This is a genomic window from Methylomonas fluvii, assembly GCF_014850975.1.
Taxonomy (GTDB): Bacteria; Pseudomonadota; Gammaproteobacteria; order Methylococcales; family Methylomonadaceae; genus Methylomonas; species Methylomonas fluvii.
On the sequence record NZ_JACXST010000003.1, the window covers coordinates 1,590,405 to 1,610,709 of the forward strand.

19 protein-coding genes are annotated in these 20,305 nt (G+C 50.3%); 8 read left to right on the plus strand and 11 right to left on the minus strand.

All coding sequences use genetic code 11. The annotated features are described in order from the left end of the window. Positions 1–57: 57 nt before the first annotated feature. Positions 58–1,578 carry an ArnT family glycosyltransferase gene (locus tag EBB_RS24815; protein ID WP_503466904.1) on the minus strand — a complete coding sequence of 507 codons (1,521 nt, stop codon included), beginning with the start codon at positions 1,576–1,578 and terminating at the stop codon, positions 58–60. On the opposite strand from EBB_RS24815, the gene EBB_RS26875 reads away from it, so the two are divergent. After that, positions 1,474–1,794, plus strand: coding sequence for a hypothetical protein (locus EBB_RS26875; RefSeq protein ID WP_503466905.1), 321 nt, complete (start codon positions 1,474–1,476; stop codon positions 1,792–1,794). The two genes, EBB_RS24815 and EBB_RS26875, sit on opposite strands and share 105 nt — an antisense overlap. A 45-nt stretch (positions 1,795–1,839) precedes the next feature. Here EBB_RS26875 and pyrC read toward each other — a convergent pair whose 3' ends face one another. After that, the gene (gene pyrC, locus EBB_RS24820; RefSeq protein WP_192396306.1) at positions 1,840–2,877 is read right to left on the minus strand and encodes a dihydroorotase; all 1,038 of its coding nucleotides are present in this window, start codon (positions 2,875–2,877) and stop codon (positions 1,840–1,842) included. Between the two features lie 113 nt (positions 2,878–2,990). Between pyrC and EBB_RS24825 the strand changes: the two genes are divergently transcribed. Next, positions 2,991–3,254, plus strand: coding sequence for an FmdB family zinc ribbon protein (locus tag EBB_RS24825; protein ID WP_192396307.1), 264 nt, complete (start codon positions 2,991–2,993; stop codon positions 3,252–3,254). 89 nt (positions 3,255–3,343) lie between these two features. Then, positions 3,344–5,134 (plus strand): aspartate--tRNA ligase, encoded by a 1,791-nt coding sequence (aspS, locus tag EBB_RS24830; RefSeq protein WP_192396308.1) that lies wholly within the window; start codon positions 3,344–3,346, stop codon positions 5,132–5,134. A gap of 612 nt (positions 5,135–5,746) precedes the next feature. Here the strand turns inward: aspS and epmA are convergent. Together epmA and efp are read right to left on the minus strand one after the other, a co-directional pair. Further along, positions 5,747–6,724, minus strand: coding sequence for an EF-P lysine aminoacylase EpmA (epmA, locus tag EBB_RS24835; protein ID WP_192396309.1), 978 nt, complete (start codon positions 6,722–6,724; stop codon positions 5,747–5,749). Then, the gene (gene efp / locus EBB_RS24840; RefSeq protein WP_192396310.1) at positions 6,721–7,290 is read right to left on the minus strand and encodes an elongation factor P; all 570 of its coding nucleotides are present in this window, start codon (positions 7,288–7,290) and stop codon (positions 6,721–6,723) included. The genes epmA and efp overlap by 4 nt, the downstream gene beginning before the upstream one ends. A gap of 73 nt (positions 7,291–7,363) precedes the next feature. Between efp and epmB the strand changes: the two genes are divergently transcribed. The 5 genes from epmB (at position 7,364) to EBB_RS24865 (ending at position 15,156) form a co-directional block, all read left to right on the plus strand. Further along, a complete protein-coding gene (gene epmB / locus EBB_RS24845) occupies positions 7,364–8,350 on the plus strand; it encodes an EF-P beta-lysylation protein EpmB (RefSeq protein ID WP_192396311.1) in 987 nt (328 codons plus the stop codon). Between the two features lie 99 nt (positions 8,351–8,449). Beyond that, the gene (locus EBB_RS24850) at positions 8,450–12,448 is read left to right on the plus strand and encodes a PAS domain-containing protein (protein ID WP_192396312.1); all 3,999 of its coding nucleotides are present in this window, start codon (positions 8,450–8,452) and stop codon (positions 12,446–12,448) included. Positions 12,449–12,452: 4 nt separating this feature from the next. Further along, the gene (locus EBB_RS24855; RefSeq protein WP_192396313.1) at positions 12,453–13,376 is read left to right on the plus strand and encodes a diguanylate cyclase domain-containing protein; all 924 of its coding nucleotides are present in this window, start codon (positions 12,453–12,455) and stop codon (positions 13,374–13,376) included. Positions 13,377–13,465: 89 nt separating this feature from the next. After that, on the plus strand, positions 13,466–14,191 hold the full coding sequence (locus EBB_RS24860; protein WP_192396314.1) for a sulfite exporter TauE/SafE family protein: 726 nt from the start codon (positions 13,466–13,468) through the stop codon (positions 14,189–14,191). A gap of 11 nt (positions 14,192–14,202) precedes the next feature. Continuing rightward, positions 14,203–15,156 (plus strand): sigma-54 interaction domain-containing protein, encoded by a 954-nt coding sequence (locus EBB_RS24865; RefSeq protein WP_192396315.1) that lies wholly within the window; start codon positions 14,203–14,205, stop codon positions 15,154–15,156. Positions 15,157–15,210: 54 nt separating this feature from the next. Here the strand turns inward: EBB_RS24865 and EBB_RS24870 are convergent, their stop codons facing one another. The 7 genes from EBB_RS24870 to lepB form a co-directional block, all read right to left on the minus strand. Further along, positions 15,211–15,954, minus strand: coding sequence for a PP2C family protein-serine/threonine phosphatase (locus EBB_RS24870; RefSeq protein WP_192396316.1), 744 nt, complete (start codon positions 15,952–15,954; stop codon positions 15,211–15,213). Positions 15,955–15,958: 4 nt separating this feature from the next. Next, positions 15,959–16,702: a pyridoxine 5'-phosphate synthase gene (gene pdxJ, locus EBB_RS24875; protein ID WP_192396317.1), complete on the minus strand. Its 744-nt coding sequence runs from the start codon at positions 16,700–16,702 to the stop codon at positions 15,959–15,961. A gap of 73 nt (positions 16,703–16,775) precedes the next feature. After that, on the minus strand, positions 16,776–17,477 hold the full coding sequence (gene recO / locus EBB_RS24880; protein WP_192396318.1) for a DNA repair protein RecO: 702 nt from the start codon (positions 17,475–17,477) through the stop codon (positions 16,776–16,778). After that, on the minus strand, positions 17,477–18,367 hold the full coding sequence (gene era, locus EBB_RS24885) for a GTPase Era (RefSeq protein WP_192396319.1): 891 nt from the start codon (positions 18,365–18,367) through the stop codon (positions 17,477–17,479). The genes recO and era overlap by 1 nt, the downstream gene beginning before the upstream one ends. Beyond that, positions 18,364–19,047, minus strand: coding sequence for a ribonuclease III (gene rnc / locus EBB_RS24890; RefSeq protein WP_192396320.1), 684 nt, complete (start codon positions 19,045–19,047; stop codon positions 18,364–18,366). Before rnc ends, era begins: the two co-directional genes overlap by 4 nt. After that, entirely contained in the window at positions 19,044–19,421 is a 378-nt protein-coding gene (locus EBB_RS24895) for a DUF4845 domain-containing protein (protein WP_192396321.1), read from the minus strand. The genes rnc and EBB_RS24895 overlap by 4 nt, the downstream gene beginning before the upstream one ends. A 96-nt stretch (positions 19,422–19,517) precedes the next feature. Further along, complete coding sequence (gene lepB / locus EBB_RS24900; protein WP_033155536.1) at positions 19,518–20,294, minus strand: signal peptidase I; 777 nt, start codon at positions 20,292–20,294, stop codon at positions 19,518–19,520. Between the last annotated feature and the right edge of the window lie 11 nt (positions 20,295–20,305).

Consider the following 20,305-nt stretch of genomic DNA (forward strand, 5'->3'; position numbering starts at 1 on the left):
AAGTTGTGAATTGTATCAAACGCTTATGCACGGATAAGAATTTTGTACAGGTTTGAGTTATAGGGGCTTGACATCAGCAGCCTGCCCCGCGCGCCGAAATACCACCCAATATTCCCGATGCGGCTGTAGGTATACGGCGTCGCTAGGCTGATTTTTTTCCAGAGAAATCAGGTAACCGTCCGCATGCTGTGCCGCCCAATCGGCAAGCCGTTCAGCAGGTAAAACCGGCAGTGGCTGGGTTAATCGCCCCAAGAAATTGAATTGCCCTTGGTAATTGCCAACATAAACATAAGGAATATGCTGATCGTTAAAGCTTTTCACCTTTAACGCGGCTGGTTGCAGGTCGTATGCCGCGCCGGCATAGCGGAAGAAAAATATAAATCCGACGAAAATTGCCGCCACCAGCGCTGTCGAGATTGCCGCAACCGACAACGTGCGCTTAATCCAAACCAATAGCACCAACATGATGGCAATAGCCAACACACTCAAACCCCATGCCGGCTGCACAGTCTGAACCCAGTTCAATGTCGACAAGCCGGGTACCTTGGACAGATAAACTAAAAACACCCCGATTGCGGCGAACAGCCCCGGCAGCAACCACTCGCCGCCCAATCTCGGCTTTTGGGTATTCACCACCACCTTGGCTACCAACAACGCAAACGCCGGTAACATCGGAATCAAATAATGAATTTGCTTGCTGGGCAATAACGAAAACGCCACAAAGGTTGATACCAGCCAAACCAGACAAAAGCGCAGGCCGCTATCATTCAAAAATCGGCTGCCGCGCAAACTGCCCCAGAAATGCGGCCAGAACAACCAGGGGAACAAAAACATCGGTAAAAAAGGCAGATACCAAAACAGCGAACGGGTATGGATTTTGGTGCTGACTGCGCGATCAGCGGTCTGATGCCAAAGTATCGCGTTGGCGTATTGGTCGCCACCGGCAATCGCGGCAGGAAGCGCCCAAACCAGCGCTATCGCGGCTCCGGTTAAGACTGCTATTAACAAGCCACTAAACCAGCGACTAAAAACAATCGGACGCGGCGCCCAAACCACGACCAAAATTGCGGCAGGGATTAGATGCAAAAAAACCACAGGCCCTTTACTTAAAATACCGAAACCCACTGCTGCCGCCACCAACATCCAACCCTTACGTTCCGAGCCTTGCAAGACTTCCAGCAAACCGAGCATTCCCAACAACACACAGCTAGTCAGCAGAATATCAAACATGATGGACGTGGCGAATAAGGTCCACAGCAAGGTTGCAGTCAAGACCCACGGCGCCGCCAATGCTACCGCTGCTTGCTCCGGCCAAAGTTTTTCCGCCAATTTCCGCGTCAGCAACAGATTTGCCAATGCAGCCAACGGCCCGACCAAACTAGGCCACCACTGATTAACGCCGAATATCCACCACCCGGCTTGAATCAACCAAAATAATAATGGCGGCTTATGGCTGTAGGTTTCACCATTCAAATACGGCACCAGAAAGTCGCCGCGCAGCCACATCTCCCAAGCCACACTGAGATAGCGCGTTTCATCGATGGGTATGGTCGAGCGAAAATAAACGCTTGCGGACAACAGAAGCCAAAGCGGCAGGATGCCCCAGCGGTAAATCAGTTTATCGGGTATGGTCATTTTTCGAGAAAATATCGATCCGGGCGCTGGACATCCAAGCGATCAGAATCACGCCAGCGTTATGACAAAAGCTTAAGCCAATTTCATGCCAACACTAATACAGCCGACAAAGCCCAAGACATCTCAAGCCGACATCAAAAGGCCGAGAGGATAGGTTGAAACAAACCGTTAAGCGGGTTGAATTGCCCCACTCATCACAAGGGATCAGGCGGCCACTAAGCGCCACGACAAACTCTCGCCAGCCCGTAATGGGGTAATAGTGTCATCGGTATTGGCATAGGCTTCCGGCACGATCCAGGCTTGTTTTTCCAACGTAACGCTCGCAGAGTTCCGCGGCAAACCGTAAAAATCCGCACCGTAAAAACTGGCGAAGCCTTCCAGCTTATCCAATGCGCCAACCTGCTCAAAGGCTTCGACATACAATTCCAATGCCGCATGCGCGCTGTAACAACCGGCGCAGCCGCAGCTATTTTCTTTCAAGCCGGTCAAATGCGGCGCGCTATCGGTACCAAGGAAAAATTTGGGGTTACCGCTGGTAGCGGCTTTTATCAGGGCTTGGCGATGCTGCTCGCGCTTTAAAATGGGCAAACAATAGAAATGCGGACGAAGACCGCCCGCCAAAATGGCATTGCGGTTATAGAGCAAATGTTGCGGGGTGATAGTCGCGGCGACATTCGCGGCAGCGGCTTCGACAAACTGCACCGCTTCCAGGGTAGTAAGATGCTCAAGGACGATGCGTAATGCCGGGAATTGCCGGGCAAGTTTGCTTAACTTACTATCGATAAATATTTTTTCCCGGTCAAAAATATCGTATTCCGCATCCGTGACTTCGCCGTGGATTAACAGCGGTACGCCGTATTGCTCCATCGCCGCAAATAAAGCATAAGCTGCTTCAATGTCGGCAACACCGGCATCGGAATTGGTGGTTGCTCCGGCCGGATACAGTTTAAACGCATAAACATGCTCGGCATCGGCCACCTTTTTGATTTCCTCAACGGAGGTACTTGCCGTTAGATACAAAGTCATCAAAGGCTGAAACGTGGAATCTGGCGGCAAAGCAGCCAAAATCTCCTGCCTGTAAAGTAAGGCCTGCGCGACCGTGGTGACCGGGGGTTTCAGATTCGGCATGATAATAGCGCGACCGAACTGTCTGGCAGTATGACCGATCACCGTTTTTAAAATACTGCCGGTTCTGACGTGCAAATGCCAATCATCAGGTTGGCGGATGGTCAATTTATCCATAATCTCCGGGCGTTTTCATTTAAAATAGCCAGTTATTCTAACATTAAGGGCCTTGAAAATTTAAAACCCCGCCCTTAGTAAGCCGTTTTAGACAATTTAAACTGGAGAAGCAGATGCCTATTTACGAATACCAATGCAATGCTTGCGGACACGAACACGAAGCGCTGCAAAAATTGGGTGCCGAGCCCCTGGTCGTTTGCCCTGCCTGCAATGAAGCGGAATTAAAAAAGAAAATTTCTGCGGCGGGATTTCGTTTGAAAGGTGGCGGCTGGTACGAAACCGATTTTAAAAGCGGCACGAAGAAAAATGTGGCCGGCGAAAGCAAAGCTCCAGAAAAAGCCAGCAGTTGCAGTGGCTGTCCCAACCATAACCATTAGGAAACCCTTGGTAACTGCCAGTTTTTTAAAATGACTGGCAATTCCTAATTTTTACCTACCCCCGTATTTTGATTAACCCGAGAACAACTATGCGTAGCCACAAGTGTGGAGAATTGAACACCCAACATCTAGGTCAAACCGTTGCCCTGTGCGGCTGGGTACATCGCCGCCGTGACCACGGCGGCGTTATTTTTATCGACTTGAGAGACCGCGCCGGCTTGGTGCAAGTGGTGTTCGATCCCGATATGGCCGAAAGCTTTGCGATTGCCGAACACGTCCGCAGTGAATACGTGCTGCGTATCGAAGGTATCGTCCGTGACCGGCCTGAAGGCACGCATAATCCCAATATGTCTACAGGCCAAATTGAAATATTGGGCAAACATATTGAAGTCTTGAACGAAGCCGAAACGCCGCCATTCCCGTTGGAAAGCGACATCGAAGTCAACGAAGAGACCCGCCTGCGTTTCCGTTACATCGATCTGCGCCGCACCGCGATGCAACAAAAAATGAAAGTACGCCGCGATGTGACCCGCAACCTGCGTCAATATCTGGACGATCACGAGTTTTTCGAAATCGAAACGCCGTATCTGACCAAAGCTACCCCGGAAGGCGCGCGCGACTATATCGTGCCTAGCCGTACCCACCAAAATTCATTCTTTGCTTTACCGCAATCTCCGCAGCTTTACAAACAGCTGCTGATGATTGCCGGCATGGACCGCTATTACCAAGTTGTGCGCTGCTTCCGCGACGAAGACTTGCGCGCTGATCGTCAGCCGGAATTTACCCAGCTCGATATCGAGACCTCGTTCATGAACGAGCAGCAAATCATGGCGGTGATGGAAGAAATGATCCGCCGCCTGTTCAAGGACATCATCGACGTGGATTTGGGCGACCAATTCCCGGTCATGAGTTATGCCGAAGCCATGAATCGTTACGGTTCTGACCGTCCGGACCTGCGTATCCCGCTGGAACTGGTAGACATTGCCGAGGAAATGAAAGGCGTGGATTTCAAAGTCTTCTCCGGCCCCGCCAACGATCCAAACGGCCGCGTCGTGGCAATGAAATTGCCTGAAGGCGGCGACTTGAGCCGCAGCGTGATCGACGAATTAACTAAGTTCGTCGGCATTTACGGCGCAAAGGGCCTAGCATATATCAAAGTTAACGACTTGGCGGCCGGCGTCGAAGGCTTGCAATCGCCTATCGTCAAATTCGCTCCGGCTGATGTCTGGGCCAAAGTCATGGAAAAAGTCGGCGCGCAGAACGGCGACTTGATTTTCTTCGGTGCCGACAAAACCGGTATCGTCAACGAAGCCATGGGCGCACTGCGCGTCAAACTGGGCTTGGATCGCAATCTGCTGACTGGACCTTGGAAACCGCTTTGGGTCGTGGATTTTCCAATGTTTGCCTGGGACGAAAAAGCCCAACGCTATACGGCTATCCATCATCCGTTCACCGCACCGAGCTGTTCGGTGGAAGAATTGGTCGCCAACCCCGGCACTGCTCTGTCGCGCGCTTACGACTTGGTGTTGAACGGCACCGAAGTCGGCGGCGGCTCGATCCGGATCAACCGCACCGCGATGCAGCAAACCGTATTCGACATTCTGGGTATCGGCCACGAAGAAGCCCGCGAAAAATTTGGCTTCTTGCTGGATGCCTTGAAATATGGCGCGCCACCGCACGGCGGCATCGCCTTTGGCTTGGACCGTCTGGTGATGTTAATGACTGGCGCCAGCTCGATTCGCGACGTCATCGCATTTCCGAAAACCCAGACTGCCGCTTGCCCACTGTTCAACGCCCCAGCATTGGTCAGCGAAGAACAATTGAAAGAATTGGGTATCAGGCTGCGTACCCCTGCAGGCAAAACCGAAAAGCAGGATTAAGATAAACCTGAGGGCGGACAGTCTTGTCCGCCCTTTCTTCTTGTTAAGCTTGCCACCGGATAACTTGCGAAGCAGTCATCCAAGGTATTGATATACGTCAAAAAAGCACCCCAAATACTCGTTGACTTTTTTTACCAAATTGATAAGTTAATCACGTTATTTTTATCAAATAACAGATCCTGGTTGCGGATCTTCGCATGGCATAAGGATTACCGCCCAACACTCCGAATGAGGAGGGGGATGCTATGAATAAAATAACTCCACATCTACTTCGCGACTTAAACGCCACTCTTCCTGAGGGTGCAGAGTGCTATCTGTGCGGTGCAGTCAGAAGAGCGCTACACCATTACCGCAAGGGGCGCGAACCCGTGGCCTACCTAGACAAAGATCAAGCTCTGCCGGTGCTAGCCCACCGCCTTGGCCGCGGTCTCAGACGCTTTTTCTTAGACGACATACAAACGGCGCTAGATGCTGCAGATCACCCGGACCAGCAAAAAAGCTCGCTCAGTTGGCCCTACTAAGCAAATCGCTTAATCGTTTTTAGGGACACCTACCGACTACATCCCCCCTTCGGCGAAGGGGGAGTTTTTTCAGACTGTTCAACATTGAGCCTCAAACCCGGACCGGAAAAGCCAGCACATCGCTAATAGACTCGCTGCCCAAAGCAATCATCAGCAGCCGATCCAAACCAATTGCTACCCCGCTGCAATCCGGCAAACCGAATTTCAATGCCTGCAAAAATGCTTCATCTTTGCTAACTACCGGCAAGTCATGGCTTAGCCGATAAGCAATTTCCTTATCAAAACGTGCCTCCTGCTCTTGCGGATCGGCAAGTTCATAAAAACCATTGCCCAGTTCCACGCCATTAATGAACACTTCAAAACGCTCACTGATCCTTGGATCATCGACATGCAGGCGCGCCAGCGAAGACTGTATTGCCGGATAGCTATGCAGCAAATAAATCGTATTTTTATCCATCATCCGCTGGACGCAATGGCTAAAAATAAAATCCAGCCACAAGGCATGATCGTCGCCGCATAGGTCGAAAGCCTCCGGAAGCGCATTCGCAGACGCATAAGCCTGATAATCGCTGACGCAAAAAATCAACGGATCCAAGCCGGTGGCATCCAAAAATAGTTGTTGGTGGCTGATTTGCTTGGTTGGCAATGAGGCATGAAAAGGTTGCAACAGCTGCGACAATAATTCGGCAACTTCCGCCATCAATTGTCGCAAATCGTAGCCAACCTGATACCATTCCAAAATCGTGAATTCCGGATTGTGGTAGCGCCCTGCTTCACCATTCCTAAACGCCTTGCAGATCTGATAAATACTGCCGCTGCCAGCAGCCAACAGCCGTTTCATCGCGAACTCAGGCGAGGTTTGCAGAAACAGGATGGGTCGGCTGGGGGGGAAGTTAAACTGACTGCTGAAAAAATCCAGCTGCGGATCGGTACCCGTGGCTGGACACAATAGCGGCGTTTCGACTTCCAGCACATCCCTCGCCTCGAAAAAACGCCGTATCGCTGCCAGCATTTGCGCGCGAGTGCGCAAATGCGCCAGTGGGCAGCTCGGCTGCCAGCTTACCGTCACTCTTTGACGCGGGAGACGTATTCGCCGGTACGGGTATCGACTTTAATGACTTCGCCGATTTGTACAAACAAGGGTACGCGCACCACGGCACCGGATTCCAGCGTTGCAGGTTTTCCGCCGCCGCCGGACGTATCGCCTTTCAAACCAGGATCGGTTTCGGTGATGGTCAATTCTACGAAATTGGGCGGCGTAACCGATAACGGTGAGTCGTTCCACAAGGTCATCGTGCAAATATCTTGTTCTTTCAGCCATTTAATGGCATCGGAGACCGCATTTTTATCGGCTTGGTACTGTTCAAAAGTATCCGGCACCATGAAATGCCAGAACTCACCATCGCTATACAAATATTGCATTTCCTTATCAACGACGTCCGCACCTTCGACGGTATCGCCGGATTTGAAGGTACGCTCGATGACCCGGCCGGTTTTCAGATTTCTGATCCTGACCCGATTGAACGCCTGCCCCTTGCCCGGCTTAACAAACTCGTTTTCGATAATCGAACAAGGGTCGTTGTCCAGCATGATTTTCAAACCGCCCTTGAACTCGTTGGTGCTAAAAGTCGCCATTTTTTCCTCGTGAAACAAATAATAGTCGGGCGATTATAATGGATAAGATTTTTAATCGGAAACTGGAGCAGCATTGAACACCCAAACCGCCGGCTGGCAACAGGCGCTGGCCGACGCATTTACCAGCGTCGAGGCCCTTTGTGACTTTTTGAATATTTCAACAGACAGCGTGGCAATGCTGCCGGATTTCAAAGCCTTTCCGCTCCGCGTGCCACGCGGTTTTGCTGATTGCATGCGCCGCGGCGATCCAAATGACCCCTTGCTAAGACAAGTGCTGCCGACTCAGAACGAACTGATCGACTATCCGGGCTACAACCATGATCCGGTAGGCGACCTCGGCGCGGTCGCCGAAGCAGGTATTATTCATAAGTATCATGGCCGGGTATTATTGATCAGCACCGGCGCTTGCGCGGTGCACTGCCGGTATTGTTTTCGGCGGAATTTTCCTTATGCGGAGTTGCAGTTGTCGACCCAAAAAGTTCAACAAGCGCTTAGCTACATCATTAGCCATCCGGAAATAAGCGAAGTGATACTCAGCGGCGGCGACCCCTTGCTGCTCAATGACGAAAAACTCGGCCAGCTGTTGGCACAGCTAGGTGAGATTGAACACATCAAACGTATTCGCATTCATAGCCGAGTGCCCATCGTGTTGCCAATGCGCGTCACTCAACAACTGCTGAACACCTTATCCAGCCTTTCGCAACAAGTTGTGATGGTATTTCACGCCAATCATGCGAATGAGCTGAGCCCTGCCGTTGGAGCAGTTTGTAGCGATTTACGCCGCCACGGCATCACTTTATTGAATCAAAGCGTTCTGCTGAAGGGAGTTAACGATGCCGGCACGGCGCTCTGCGAACTGAGCGAAAAACTGTTTGAACTAGGTATTTTGCCCTACTATCTGCATGTACTGGATCATGCCAGCGGCACCGGCCATTTTGAAGTATCCGAAACTGTAGCCAGGCAATTACTCGAAGATATGCAAAGCCATCTACCCGGCTATCTGGTTCCCAAACTGGTTAAAGAACAGGCCGGAGCTGCGTATAAAATCCCAATTTGCTAAGCACCGGACAGTTTTCCGGCGACACGGATTCACATTTACCGATACCCGGTCTAAGATTTTTCCCGTGCCTCCCGGTCAGATCCCCGACATCAGCAAACTATGACAGATAAACTCGCAAACACTGCCAATCAGATACGCCGGTTCGTGCTGGTCGCAGTGTGTTTGCTGTTGATAAGTGACATTACCGTTGTACTCTATCAAAACATAAACGGCACGGGTGAACTGACCAAAATACTGATAGTGTTGCTGCCCGGTCTGGCAGCCTTGCTGATCTTTAGCGAACTTCTGTCAAATCGGCAACATCTGTCCTCTGGACTGGCACCCATCGGCGATTTTTACGACCATCTCACCCAATCCGCCATCGTGGTCGATAATCAGGGGATTATTCGCCATGCCAACCAAGCCGCAGCTTTGTCGGTGGGCAAGTGCCCGGCAGAATTAGCCGGACAAGCCATACACGCCTGGTTTCACCCGACCAGCCATACCGAAACTGAGTGCCCCTTATGCCAACATATCAAGGCCGGCAAGGCTATGCCGGCCAGCGACTTTGCCTTTCCAAATCAAACATGGCAGCAAATCTCGCTTACCCGCCTGTCCACGCATAACAACAGTCAATTAATTCAGTTCCATATCGACATCACGCCGCGAAAGCAAATTGAAGAACAATTGGCCCTGGTAATAGACGGCGCCCAGTTAGGCTACTGGGATTGGAATTATCTAAGCGGCAAACATTCCGTGAATCAACGCTGGCTGGACATGTTGGGCCTCAGCCATGACGAGCTGGATAACTATGTCAGCGACTGGGACAAACGCCTGCATCCGGAAGACAGGCAACGAGTGAAACAATTCGTTGCCAAGCATATAGCCTCCGACCGCCCCTATGTCGTGGAATTTCGCATGCGCCATAAACTCGGCCATTGGGTATGGATACAAGGCTCCGGCGCCGTTGTAGCCTACGATCCGGTCAGCGGCGGTCCAAGCCGGCTATGCGGCACGCACCAAGACATCAGCGTGCGTAAGCAGTCGGAGCATAATCTGCAACGCGCCTATCAAATTATCAGCCAGAGCGCGGCAGTGGTATTGAAATGGAATAATTCCGAAGGATTACCGATAGAATTCGCCACTGAGAACGCCCGCCAGCTATTCGGCTACAGTGTCGAACAATTGATTACCGGCAATCTGTTTTATCTCAACCTGATCCATCCCGACGATGTCGGGGTTTTCCTTCGCGAGATAGCCACCTGCCGCAACGATCCGGACTGCTCCGAAATAGCGCATCAACCCTATCGCATCGTCGCCCAAAACGGCGGTATAAAATGGGTGCAAGACCGCAAGATGGTGGTGCGCAACGAGCAAGGCAAGATTATCGACTATCAGGGCCTAGTTAGCGACATCACTCAGCAGCGCCAGCAATCCAGTGTGATTAGGAATATCGTCTCCAGCAACCTGCCGCAAAGTGCCGCGTCGCTGCTGGATAATCTGACGCTATTGACCGTGGAAACCCTGGGAGCCGATTTTGCATTAATTGCCGAAACAACAGGCAATGGACGTGCCCGCAGCCTATCGCTTTGCGCAAAAGGCAAAATTGTCAGCAACCGGGAATTCAGCCTAGATAACTCGCCTTGCCGCGAGGTGGCCGCCGGCACTATTTGTTGCGTCGAACACGATGTAGCGAAACGATTCCCCGACGCCGACTGGCTGCGACGCCAACAAATTCAGGGTTATCTGGGCATTCCGTTACACGATAAACAACAAAATAGTTTCGGATTTATCTCGGTATCCTATTGTCGGCCCATTCCCGATACCAACTTTGCCACAGACACCCTGAAATTATTCGCGTTGCAAATTACCGCCGAACTGGAACGCAGCCGCGCCATCAATGCGCTGCAAGACCAAAAACAGCGCTTACTGGATGCGCAAAGTATTTCCCATATCGGCGATTGGCATTGGCATTTGCCGGACAATCACTTTAGCTGGTCGGACGAAATGTATCGGATCACCGCAACCAGTAAAGCTGTTTTTACCCCCAACTTTTCCAGCATTTTAAGCACACTGGTTCACCCGGACGACCAAAGCTTTTTCAAAACATCGATGCAAAACGCGATCAGTAGCGGCAGTATCGATTTCAGACATCGGATAGTGCTCGGTAACGACCAAATTCGTCATGTCCACCAACGCGGACAAGTTATTCGCGATGTTAATGACAAACCCACTGGCGTTCAAGGCACCATGCAAGACATCACCGACCGGCTGCAAACCGAGCAAAGGCTGTTGGAAGCCAAGCAGCAGGCAGAACAGGCAACACGGGTAAAATCGGAATTTCTCGCCAATATGAGCCACGAAATCCGCACGCCGATGAATGCCATTATCGGTTTGGTTGAATTATGTCTGAACAGCAGCATCTCCGCCAAACATCGCGACTACCTGGAAAGAGTGGAAACCGCCTCGCGCTCGTTGATGACCATCATCGACGATATTCTGGACTTTTCCAAAATGGAAGCTGGAAAAATGCAACTGGAATCCGTACCTTTTCTCTTGGAAGAAATGCTGGATAAGGTGTTTTCCACGATGTCCGAACTTTGTGCCAGCAAAGGCATAGCCTTGATTCGCCCACCTAAGACGCTAACTTTTCTCCCGGTGATCGGCGACCCGCAACGGCTAAGGCAAATTTTTATCAATCTGATCGGGAACGCGATCAAATTTACCGAACATGGCGAGGTAAGAGTCACGCTCACCGAACTTAAGCGCTCCGCGCAACAGACTTGTTTGCAGTTTAGTATCAGCGATACTGGCATCGGCATGAATGCAGAAAAACAAGCCAAACTATTCCAGGCGTTCAGCCAAGGCGACAGTAGCGTCACGCGTCATTACGGTGGTACCGGCTTGGGTCTGATCATTTCCAAACAATTGGTCGAACAAATGGGCGGAACGATCAGCGTCTCCAGCCAAGAAAACTTCGGCTCGACATTTACCTTTAGCGTCAAACTGGGCATCACCAGCCTTGCTTCAATACGCAACGCGCAATACCAACAAAAGCTCCCCTTCGATACCGGGAAATTGCAGCATATCAGCGGTGCCCGAGTATTGCTGGTTGAAGACAACGAAGTGAATCGAATTGTAGCCATCGAACTGCTGGATCAAGCACATTTGCAAGTCGACGTGGCCGAAAACGGCGAAATCGCCTTGGGCAAACTGCAACAAACCACTTACGACTGCGTGCTAATGGACGTGCAAATGCCAGTGATGGATGGCTATCAAACCACCAAACAACTACGAGCATTACCCGGCTGTCAAACCTTGCCGGTCATAGCGATGACCGCTAACGCAATGAGTAATGATCGCAACAGATGCTTTCAAGCCGATATGGACGATTTCATCAGCAAACCGATATTACCGGAAACACTTTACGCCACACTGGCAAAATGGATTAAACCGCGAACTGACCGAATGCCCCAGACCGATCCCAACAGCGAACAGCAGGAAAGCAATCCGCTTCCTTATCTTTATGGCATAGACACCTCCGCCGGCTTACAACATACCGCCGGCAACCTGGCCGTCTATCGGAAAGTGTTACTAAAATTTGCTGAAAATCATGCGGATACCATGAACGAAATCAGCCAAGCCTTAACACATAACCAGTACGACAAGGCCTATCAATTAGTCCATACTTTGAAAGGTTTGGTCGGCTCGCTCGGCGCGCTACAATTGCAAAGCCACTTAGTGCAGTTGGAAGCTTCGCTAATCGATTTCCGCGCCAATATTGCCGACGTCCCGCATATCGATAGTAATATTGCCGCTACAACACTGGAGATGAGCAAGGTTATCAGTAGTATCAACAGTAATTTGACCAACAGCGAAAGCCAGGGCGACGCTGAACCACGCTACTCGACGCTGGAAACTCGGCAACAGTTGGCCATATTGATTGATAAACTGCAAACCTTCGACTCCGACTCGGACCAGCAACTTGAGCGGATTATGCGCCATATCGATGAAAAAGCTCTGCTGCAAATCTTATTGCCCATCAAAAAACAAATTGCCAATTACCAGTTTGTAGATGCCGCGCAAGCTCTCAACCACATACTGGAACATCGGATATAGGAAAATGGAAAGTAGAAACACGCATACCATTCTGGCCGTGGATGATAGCCCGGAAAATCTGGATCTTATCAAGAATATTCTCGAACCCCATTACACGGTAAAAGTAGCCGTGCATAGTGAACTGGCTTTACATATCGCTACCAGCCAGCTTCCCGATCTGATCCTGCTGGACATCATCCTGGACGACATGGATGGTTATGAAATATGCCATCAGCTCAAGTCGTCGGATAAAACCCGCAATATTCCGATTATTTTTCTGACCGCCAAACGCTCGGAAGAAGATGAGGTGCACGGCTTTCGAATCGGCGGTAGCGACTACATCACCAAACCGTTTTCGCCGTCGATTGTTTTAGCAAGAGTACGCACTCAAATTCAGCTAAAAACCAAATCCGATTTATTGGAAAAACTGGCGTCGCTGGATGGCCTGACCGAGATACCCAACCGCAGAGCATTTGACGCCGCCCTGGAACGCCAATGGAACCAGTCCAAACGCACCGGCATGCCGCTCTCGCTGTTAATTGCCGATATTGACAATTTCAAACAATTTAACGACTACTTTGGCCACCCTATGGGCGACGAATGCCTGAAACGGGTGGCGCGTGCCTTACAAACAATTACCCACAGACCCGAAGACTTGGTGGCAAGATTGGGCGGCGAAGAGTTCGCTATCTTGCTTCCCAACACCGACAGCATAGGCGCCCTGATGCGTGCCGAGCAGTACCGCGAAACCATAGAGAACCTGAAAATACGGCATACGCAGAACAATCCCAACAATTTCGTGACCATATCCATCGGCGTTGCGACGCTGCAGGCCCACACATTCGACGACGTTGCCAGTTTACTGAAAGCGGCGGACGATGCGTTATATCAGGCCAAGCATCAAGGCCGGAATCGTATCTGCGCGAATAACTTGTCCAATGGCAGGTAGTTTAGATATCTGCGCATCGTTACCGTTTAGGAAAGCGTCTATAATCCCAGCTAATCCACTCCATACCTTATTACCCCGGCTTTTTGTTTATGCATCTTTACCTCGACTTTAATGCTTCCTATCTTGCCGCGTTTGTAATGGGTTTATTCAGCAGCCTGCATTGCATAGGCATGTGCGGCTCCATTATCGGCACCCTTACTTACAGTCTGAAACCCGAACTTCGTAACGATAAACGCCGTCTGTTTGGCATAGTGTTGAATTACAACATCGGCAGGGTTCTAAGCTACGCGATGGCCGGCGCCTTGGTGGGCGCTCTGGAGGCCTTTTTAACTTTACCTTTTGCTCAAGGTCAAGCGCACAGATTTTTGCAACTGCTCTCGGCCGTGGTGATGGCGGGAGCGGGACTTTACCTCGGCGGTTGGTTTCCTTACTTTGCCTACATCGAAAAAATGGGCGCACGCTTCTGGAAACTGATCGAACCATTCGGCCGCCGATTGATTCCGGTACAAAACCGCACCCAAGCTTTGTTGTTTGGTATGGTGTGGGGCTGGCTACCCTGCGGCCTGATTTATACGGCATTGGCACTAGCAGTTACCACGGGGAGCATTACCCACAGCGCGCTCACGATGTTGGCATTTGGATTGGGCACTTTACCTGCCGTGATGGGTGTCGGTATAATGACCTCATTACTGGCGAGGCTTTCGAAAATCCGGCACTTTAAACACGCGGTTGCAGCCTTGTTTATTATCTTTGCGCTATTGGCATCCTTCCCATGGCTCTATCCAATGCGCGTTGAACACATCATGACGTTTTGAGAGGTTTTACAGTGGATAACTTCGATCCTATTATTGGACAATCTCCCGCAATCGAAGCATTGATTCGCAGCGCTCGTATCGTTGCGGCGACCGACGTTACCGTGCTGATCAAAGGCGAAACCGGCACGGGAAAAGAAGTACTGGCAACGGCAATTCAAAAGGATAGCCCCCGCGCAAATAAACCTTTCATCGCCTTAAATTGCGCGGCACTCCCTGAAGGTTTGGTTGAATCAGAAATATTCGGTCATAAGAAAGGCGCTTTTACCGGCGCGGTATCAGACAAGCAAGGTCTGTTTCAAGCAGCCGATGGCGGCACTTTGTTTCTGGACGAAATCAATTCTTTACCCTTAGGAATCCAGGCAAAGCTTTTGCGATTTCTGGAGTCGGGAGAATGTTTGCCCGTTGGCGGCACCAAACCCTACATGGTGAATGTGCGCGTAATTGCGGCCTCCAATGCCGACCTCACCAAATTGATAGAAAACGGTCAGTTTCGCCAGGACTTGTATTTCCGCTTAAATGTAGTGCCGCTGGAATTGCCGGCATTGCATCAGCGCACCGAAGATATAGAAATACTGGCCAAACATTTTTTCACGCACTTCTCGGCCGCACATTCCCTGGAGCCGCCTACTTTCAGCAGACAAACCATAAAAACGCTGCGCAGCTACAAATGGCCGGGTAATGTACGTGAATTGCGCAATCTTTGCGAAAGACTAAGTATTCTGCTGGCGGGCAAAGTAATCGAGCCGGAAAATCTGCCCCACGAATTTAACCGCAGCGCAATAACAGTCAGCTCTGACTTTACTTTGCCGGAGTTGGGTCTACAACTCGATGCGCTGGAAGCAGATATGATTCTGCAAGCATTGAACAGAACCAAGGGCAATCGCAGCAAATCGGCGCGCTTATTGGGCATTTCCAGAGACACCTTGCTTTACCGGATTCAAAAGCACGGCTTGGCAACACACTAAACCATCCGGTTTACTGGGGCTGCATGGTTCAGCCCCTGCCCTCCTGCTAAACAGCTAACGCCGCCTTACCCACTGCACGGTGACATTATCGCTTTTACCTTGAGCGCGTAATACTGCCATTTTTGCCATCTTCTGCAACTCCGGCTTTCCGCTACCCTCTTGAGATAACGCCAACAACTCCTGTTCCTTTACAAACTCCCAAAAACCGTCGCTACAGAGCAGAAAGGTTTCGCCGCATTTCATCGGTGGGAAACAGGCAATATCTACCGCAGGCGCACTCAACACATTGATACTTCGTGTCAGCTTATGCTGATCGGGATGAACCCCCATCTCCCATTCGCTGATTTTTCCCTCGTTAAACAGTTGTTGGGGCACCGAATGATCTTTTGTACGCCATAGGACTTGCTCGGAATTGATCCGATAAACTCGCGAATCTCCGCAATGCGCCACTATCGCTCGCTCCTTGTCCAGATACAGAATTGCGCAGGTGGTGTGAGCATCGCTTGCAAACGGATCGCCGGCAAATAGTTCACTCATATTCCTGACAGCTTCCGCAATCCAAGCGGCCATGACCGTTTCTGCCTTCACTGAGGATATATGAGCATGATACTTTTCCGCCAGAGCAATCAAGCTACGGCAAAAAAATTGTGACGCTTTTTCGCCGGAGTAATGCCCGCCTAATCCGTCAGCGACGACAAATAATGCGTAATTAGCGCACACCCGGTGCGCCATGCAATCCTGATTGACCTCTCGATTGCCTATCGAGGTTAATTGATAAAACTCGAGTTCGTTCTGCATTACATCAACCGTGTAAACGCGACTCCCGCATGACGCGCTTCATGTCCCTGACCGCGCTATCCAGGCCTAAAAACAAAGCCTGTGCAATCAAGGAATGACCAATATTTAGCTCGACAATCTGCTCGATCCGGCAAATAGCCTCCACATTGGCGATATTCAAGCCGTGGCCGGCATTGACTTGCAATCCGGCTTGGTGGGCATAGGCCGCGGCCGCGCGGATTCGCTGCAATTCTTTCTCCCGCTCTAGTTTGCTTGCGGCATCGGCATAGCGGCCGGTATGTAACTCCACCACCGGCGCACCCGCCTGGACCGCTGCGTCGATTTGCCGACAATCCGGATCGATAAACAAGGAGACTTCTATATTCGCATCCGCCAATTGTTGGCAGGCAGAACGCATCTTGTCCGCGGCACCGGCCACATCCAGACCGCCTTCGGTCGTCAATTCCTCTCGGCGCTCCGGCACCAAACAACAAGCTTGCGGCTCAACTTTAACCGCAAGCGCCAACATGGCATCGGTCACGGCCATTTCCAGATTCAACCGGGTGTGCAACATATCCTTTAACAAATAAATATCTCTGTCCTGAATATGCCGTCTGTCTTCGCGCAAATGCGCGGTAATGCCATCGGCACCGGCTTGCTCGGCGATCAGCGCAGCCTGCACCGGCTCGGGATAACGAGTACCTCTAGCCTGGCGCAAGGTCGCAACATGGTCGATGTTGACACCTAATAAGATGATTTGTTTTTCCATTGAATATGAGTCCGCAAGCGGATGAGAAAGAGGGATGAAAGACGGTCAACCTATCCTGACTTTTGTCTTTCGCCTATAAATACTTAATAATTTTTGCCAGAACATCCCTGCTTTTTAGCTGCCTGCCTTGCAAATGTCCATCCAGCATTTTTCTGAAGAGTAGCTTGGCTTCGAGCAAAGCGCGGCCTTCCAACGGAGCTCTTGCGGCCAATATGGACAAGGTTTCACCACCGATCAAACCTTCGTTATCCGCGACCATGCCGAAATCAGCCAAAAAATTGTAGCGCTGACCTATCTTGATGGGATTACCGTTAGCTTCCGAATTCATCGCAACGGCGTAGCCAGCCTCTTGCAATAAATCCAGTTCAAAATAGCGCAAAGTCTGCTCGATACATTCACCAAGCAATAAACCACTCAAGCAGCGCTCGTAGCAGCTAAATATCTCGGGCTGGGGATCGTCTTTGTGTACAAATATCTGCACCAGCTCGTTCACATAAAATCCGCAGTACAGCGCCAAGCGCTTTAAAGGGTAGCCGTCGACATATTCCACTTGAGAAAGAATTTTTAATTCGTTTTTATCGACAAAAGACAGCCGCAAGGCGCTGAAAGGCAATAACAACCCGGCTATTTTCGACTTTTCCTTACGTACGCCCTTGGCGAGCATGGAAATCACGCCAAAATCCCGCGTGAAGACATCTAACAATACGCTGGTTTCCCGGTATGGCCGATGCTGCAGAACAAACCCCGGCTGTAAATAAACGGCCGAGCCGCTCATTAATGGCCAAAATCGCTAAAACCTAAACTCTGTAAGGCGCGCTCGTTATCCGACCAACCCTTTTTCACTTTGACCCACAATTCCAGATAGACTTTTTGGCCGATCAATTTTTCAATATCGACCCGCGCTTCGCTACCGACTTTTTTCAGCATTTCGCCTTGTTTACCGATGACGATGCATTTTTGGCTGTCCCGCTCTACCAAAATCGCCGCGTATATTTTGCAAAGCTCCGGAAACTCCTCGTAACGTTCGATTTCCACAGTCAGCGCATAAGGTAATTCGTCACCTAAACGCCGGGTCAGTTTTTCGCGAATAATTTCGGCAGCAAAAAAGCGCTCCGGCCGATCAGTGATTTGATCTTCCGGATAAATGAGCTCGGCCTCGGGCAGCAAAGCCATGATGTGCTGTTCCAGCAGTTCAAGATTGGTATTTTTCAAAGCCGAAACCGGCACGATATGCTGAAACGGATATTTTTGCTGGGCCTCGGCGAAGAACTTCAGCACCGCGTCCTTATCCTTGATTTTATCGACCTTGTTAATGGCCAAGATAACCGGCAATCCGGCTTGCTCGAGTTTCTTGAAAATCTTTTCGTCATAGTCGTGCCAATACAGGCCATCCAACAACCAAATCACGACATCGACTCCCAGCAGGGTGCTGTCCGCAGTCTTATTCAGATAACGGTTCAATACCTTTTTTTCATCGCTGTGCATGCCCGGCGTATCCATAAAAATGGCTTGTCCGGCGGCTGTCGTCTTGATACCCAGAATTCGATGCCGGGTAGTTTGCGGTTTTCTTGAGGTGATACTGAGTTTCTGACCCAGCAAATGATTCATCAACGTCGATTTGCCGACATTGGGCCTACCGATTAAAGCAACATATCCGCAGTTCATTTATCCCTGGATTGTAAAAAATTTAACATATTTTCGGCAGCAGCCTGCTCGGCCTTTTTTCTGGAAATACCGACGCCGTTGCGCGTTTCCGGTGTTAATGCGATGGTGCATTTCACTTCAAAGGTTTGGGCATGATCCGCGCCGGACATGCTGACCAATTCGTAAATCGGCAAGGGTTTACGGCTGGCTTGCATCAACTCCTGCAAACGGGTTTTCGGGTCTTTGGTCCAATCGTCTACTTTCAGCGCGGTCAGTTTGTCATCGAATAATCGCAATATCCACTGCTGGCAAACCTCAACTCCTTGGTCTTTCAGCAAGGCCCCCATGATGGCTTCCAACGCATCCGAAAGAATCGAATCTCTACGAAAACCACCGCTTTTCAATTCGCCGGAGCCGAGAATCAAATAATCACCGATATTGTGCTGCCTAGCCACTTCCGCCAGCGAATTCTGGTTGACCAAACTGGCGCGTAGCCGACTTAAGGCGCCTTCTCCCGCATCGGGGAACAGTTCGTATAGTTTTTGGGCGATGACGAAGCCCAGCACGGAATCGCCCAAATATTCGAGACGCTCGTTGTTTCTAGCACCCATGCTGCGATGAGTCAAAGCCATCGCAAATAAGCCGGGATCGTTAAACCTTAAACCCAACTTGCCGGCAAGAATTTCAGGCTTCTTAATCACTTGTTGCCAGCTTCGAATCCCTCATGGAACTCAACCAACACACTCAAATTTCCCATGATGGGTTCCACACGCTCGTAGTCTATGTCAACCCGCACATAACCGGGCTGAGCAACGATTTTGATATTGTCGTTTGTAACATGCTCGACATAGTTCATATCAAAGCGCTTTTCCAGACTGCCCTTTATATCTGCCTTGGATTTAGTCACGATATCAGTAGTGTTTTCAACTGCTTTCAAGGCGTTAACTACGCGACTATGATTAATGTAAATCGGCGCAATTTTTAGAATCAATAAGGTAAAAAAACCAATTAACGCCAAAATAAAGGCAATGGACAAAAAAGTTAAACCGCGTTGTTTTTTTAATGATGACGGCATAACACTACCCCCGAGAAAAATTAGAAACAAACCGCCGACTATTGAGAATCCACCGCATTAAGCATTGTTTTTTCGGATTATCTCGCAGCAAACCGCTCAACGCAGCACGGTGCCTAGCCGGTCGAAAGCAATACCGTTATTTTGCCAGTCCCAATTCATCCAGATAAAAAAGGCTCTACCCACCAGATTAGCTTCCGGTACCGTACCCCAATAACGACTATCGTTGCTGTTGTCGCGGTTATCACCCATGACGAAATACTGGCCTTGCGGCACCACGAACACATCCTCTACAGACGAAGCCCCGTGACTCACCAGGATGGAATGCTCAACCCCCAACAAATCCTCTTCCAGACGCTCGGCACCACTCATATTGCTGCCCTGCCCGACGCCTTGATAACGTCCCAACGACACTTGCTTGGCGGGTACGCCGTTGACGTAAAGCTTTTTATCAAAGTAAGCGACGCGGTCACCCGGCAAACCAATCACCCGTTTGATGTAATCAACTTCCGGTTGTTTCGGAAACCTAAACACCACGATGTCGCCGCGCTTGGGTTCACCCATTTCGATAACCTTGGTGTTCAGCACCGGTAAACGCACCCCATAACTGAATTTATTCACCAAAATAAAATCACCGACCAACAATGTCGGCATCATCGATCCCGAGGGAATCCGGAAAGGTTCGAACAGAAACGAGCGCAGCAACAATACGATCAATACCACCGGGAAAAACGAACGGGCATATTCGACCAATAGCGGCTCGTTCTCAGTAGGATAAGGCAAATTTGCCCGCTTCAGATATAAGCTATAGCCACCCCAGACAACGCCGGTGACAAAACTGGCTACCACCAGGAAAAATGAAAAATCGTAATCCATAATTGATCGTT

Bases quoted from the DNA above. Each gene is read 5' to 3' on its own strand.
- pyrC (WP_192396306.1), bottom strand. From the start codon at position 2,877: ATGGATAAATTGACCATCCGCCAACCTGATGATTGGCATTTGCACGTC.
- EBB_RS24825 (WP_192396307.1), top strand. From the start codon at position 2,991: ATGCCTATTTACGAATACCAATGCAATGCTTGCGGACACGAACACGAA.
- aspS (WP_192396308.1), top strand. From the start codon at position 3,344: ATGCGTAGCCACAAGTGTGGAGAATTGAACACCCAACATCTAGGTCAA.
- efp (WP_192396310.1), bottom strand. From the start codon at position 7,290: ATGGCGACTTTTAGCACCAACGAGTTCAAGGGCGGTTTGAAAATCATG.
- EBB_RS24850 (WP_192396312.1), top strand. From the start codon at position 8,450: ATGACAGATAAACTCGCAAACACTGCCAATCAGATACGCCGGTTCGTG.
- EBB_RS24855 (WP_192396313.1), top strand. From the start codon at position 12,453: ATGGAAAGTAGAAACACGCATACCATTCTGGCCGTGGATGATAGCCCG.
- EBB_RS24860 (WP_192396314.1), top strand. From the start codon at position 13,466: ATGCATCTTTACCTCGACTTTAATGCTTCCTATCTTGCCGCGTTTGTA.
- EBB_RS24870 (WP_192396316.1), bottom strand. From the start codon at position 15,954: ATGCAGAACGAACTCGAGTTTTATCAATTAACCTCGATAGGCAATCGA.
- pdxJ (WP_192396317.1), bottom strand. From the start codon at position 16,702: ATGGAAAAACAAATCATCTTATTAGGTGTCAACATCGACCATGTTGCG.
- recO (WP_192396318.1), bottom strand. From the start codon at position 17,477: ATGAGCGGCTCGGCCGTTTATTTACAGCCGGGGTTTGTTCTGCAGCAT.
- era (WP_192396319.1), bottom strand. From the start codon at position 18,367: ATGAACTGCGGATATGTTGCTTTAATCGGTAGGCCCAATGTCGGCAAA.
- EBB_RS24895 (WP_192396321.1), bottom strand. From the start codon at position 19,421: ATGCCGTCATCATTAAAAAAACAACGCGGTTTAACTTTTTTGTCCATT.
- lepB (WP_033155536.1), bottom strand. From the start codon at position 20,294: ATGGATTACGATTTTTCATTTTTCCTGGTGGTAGCCAGTTTTGTCACC.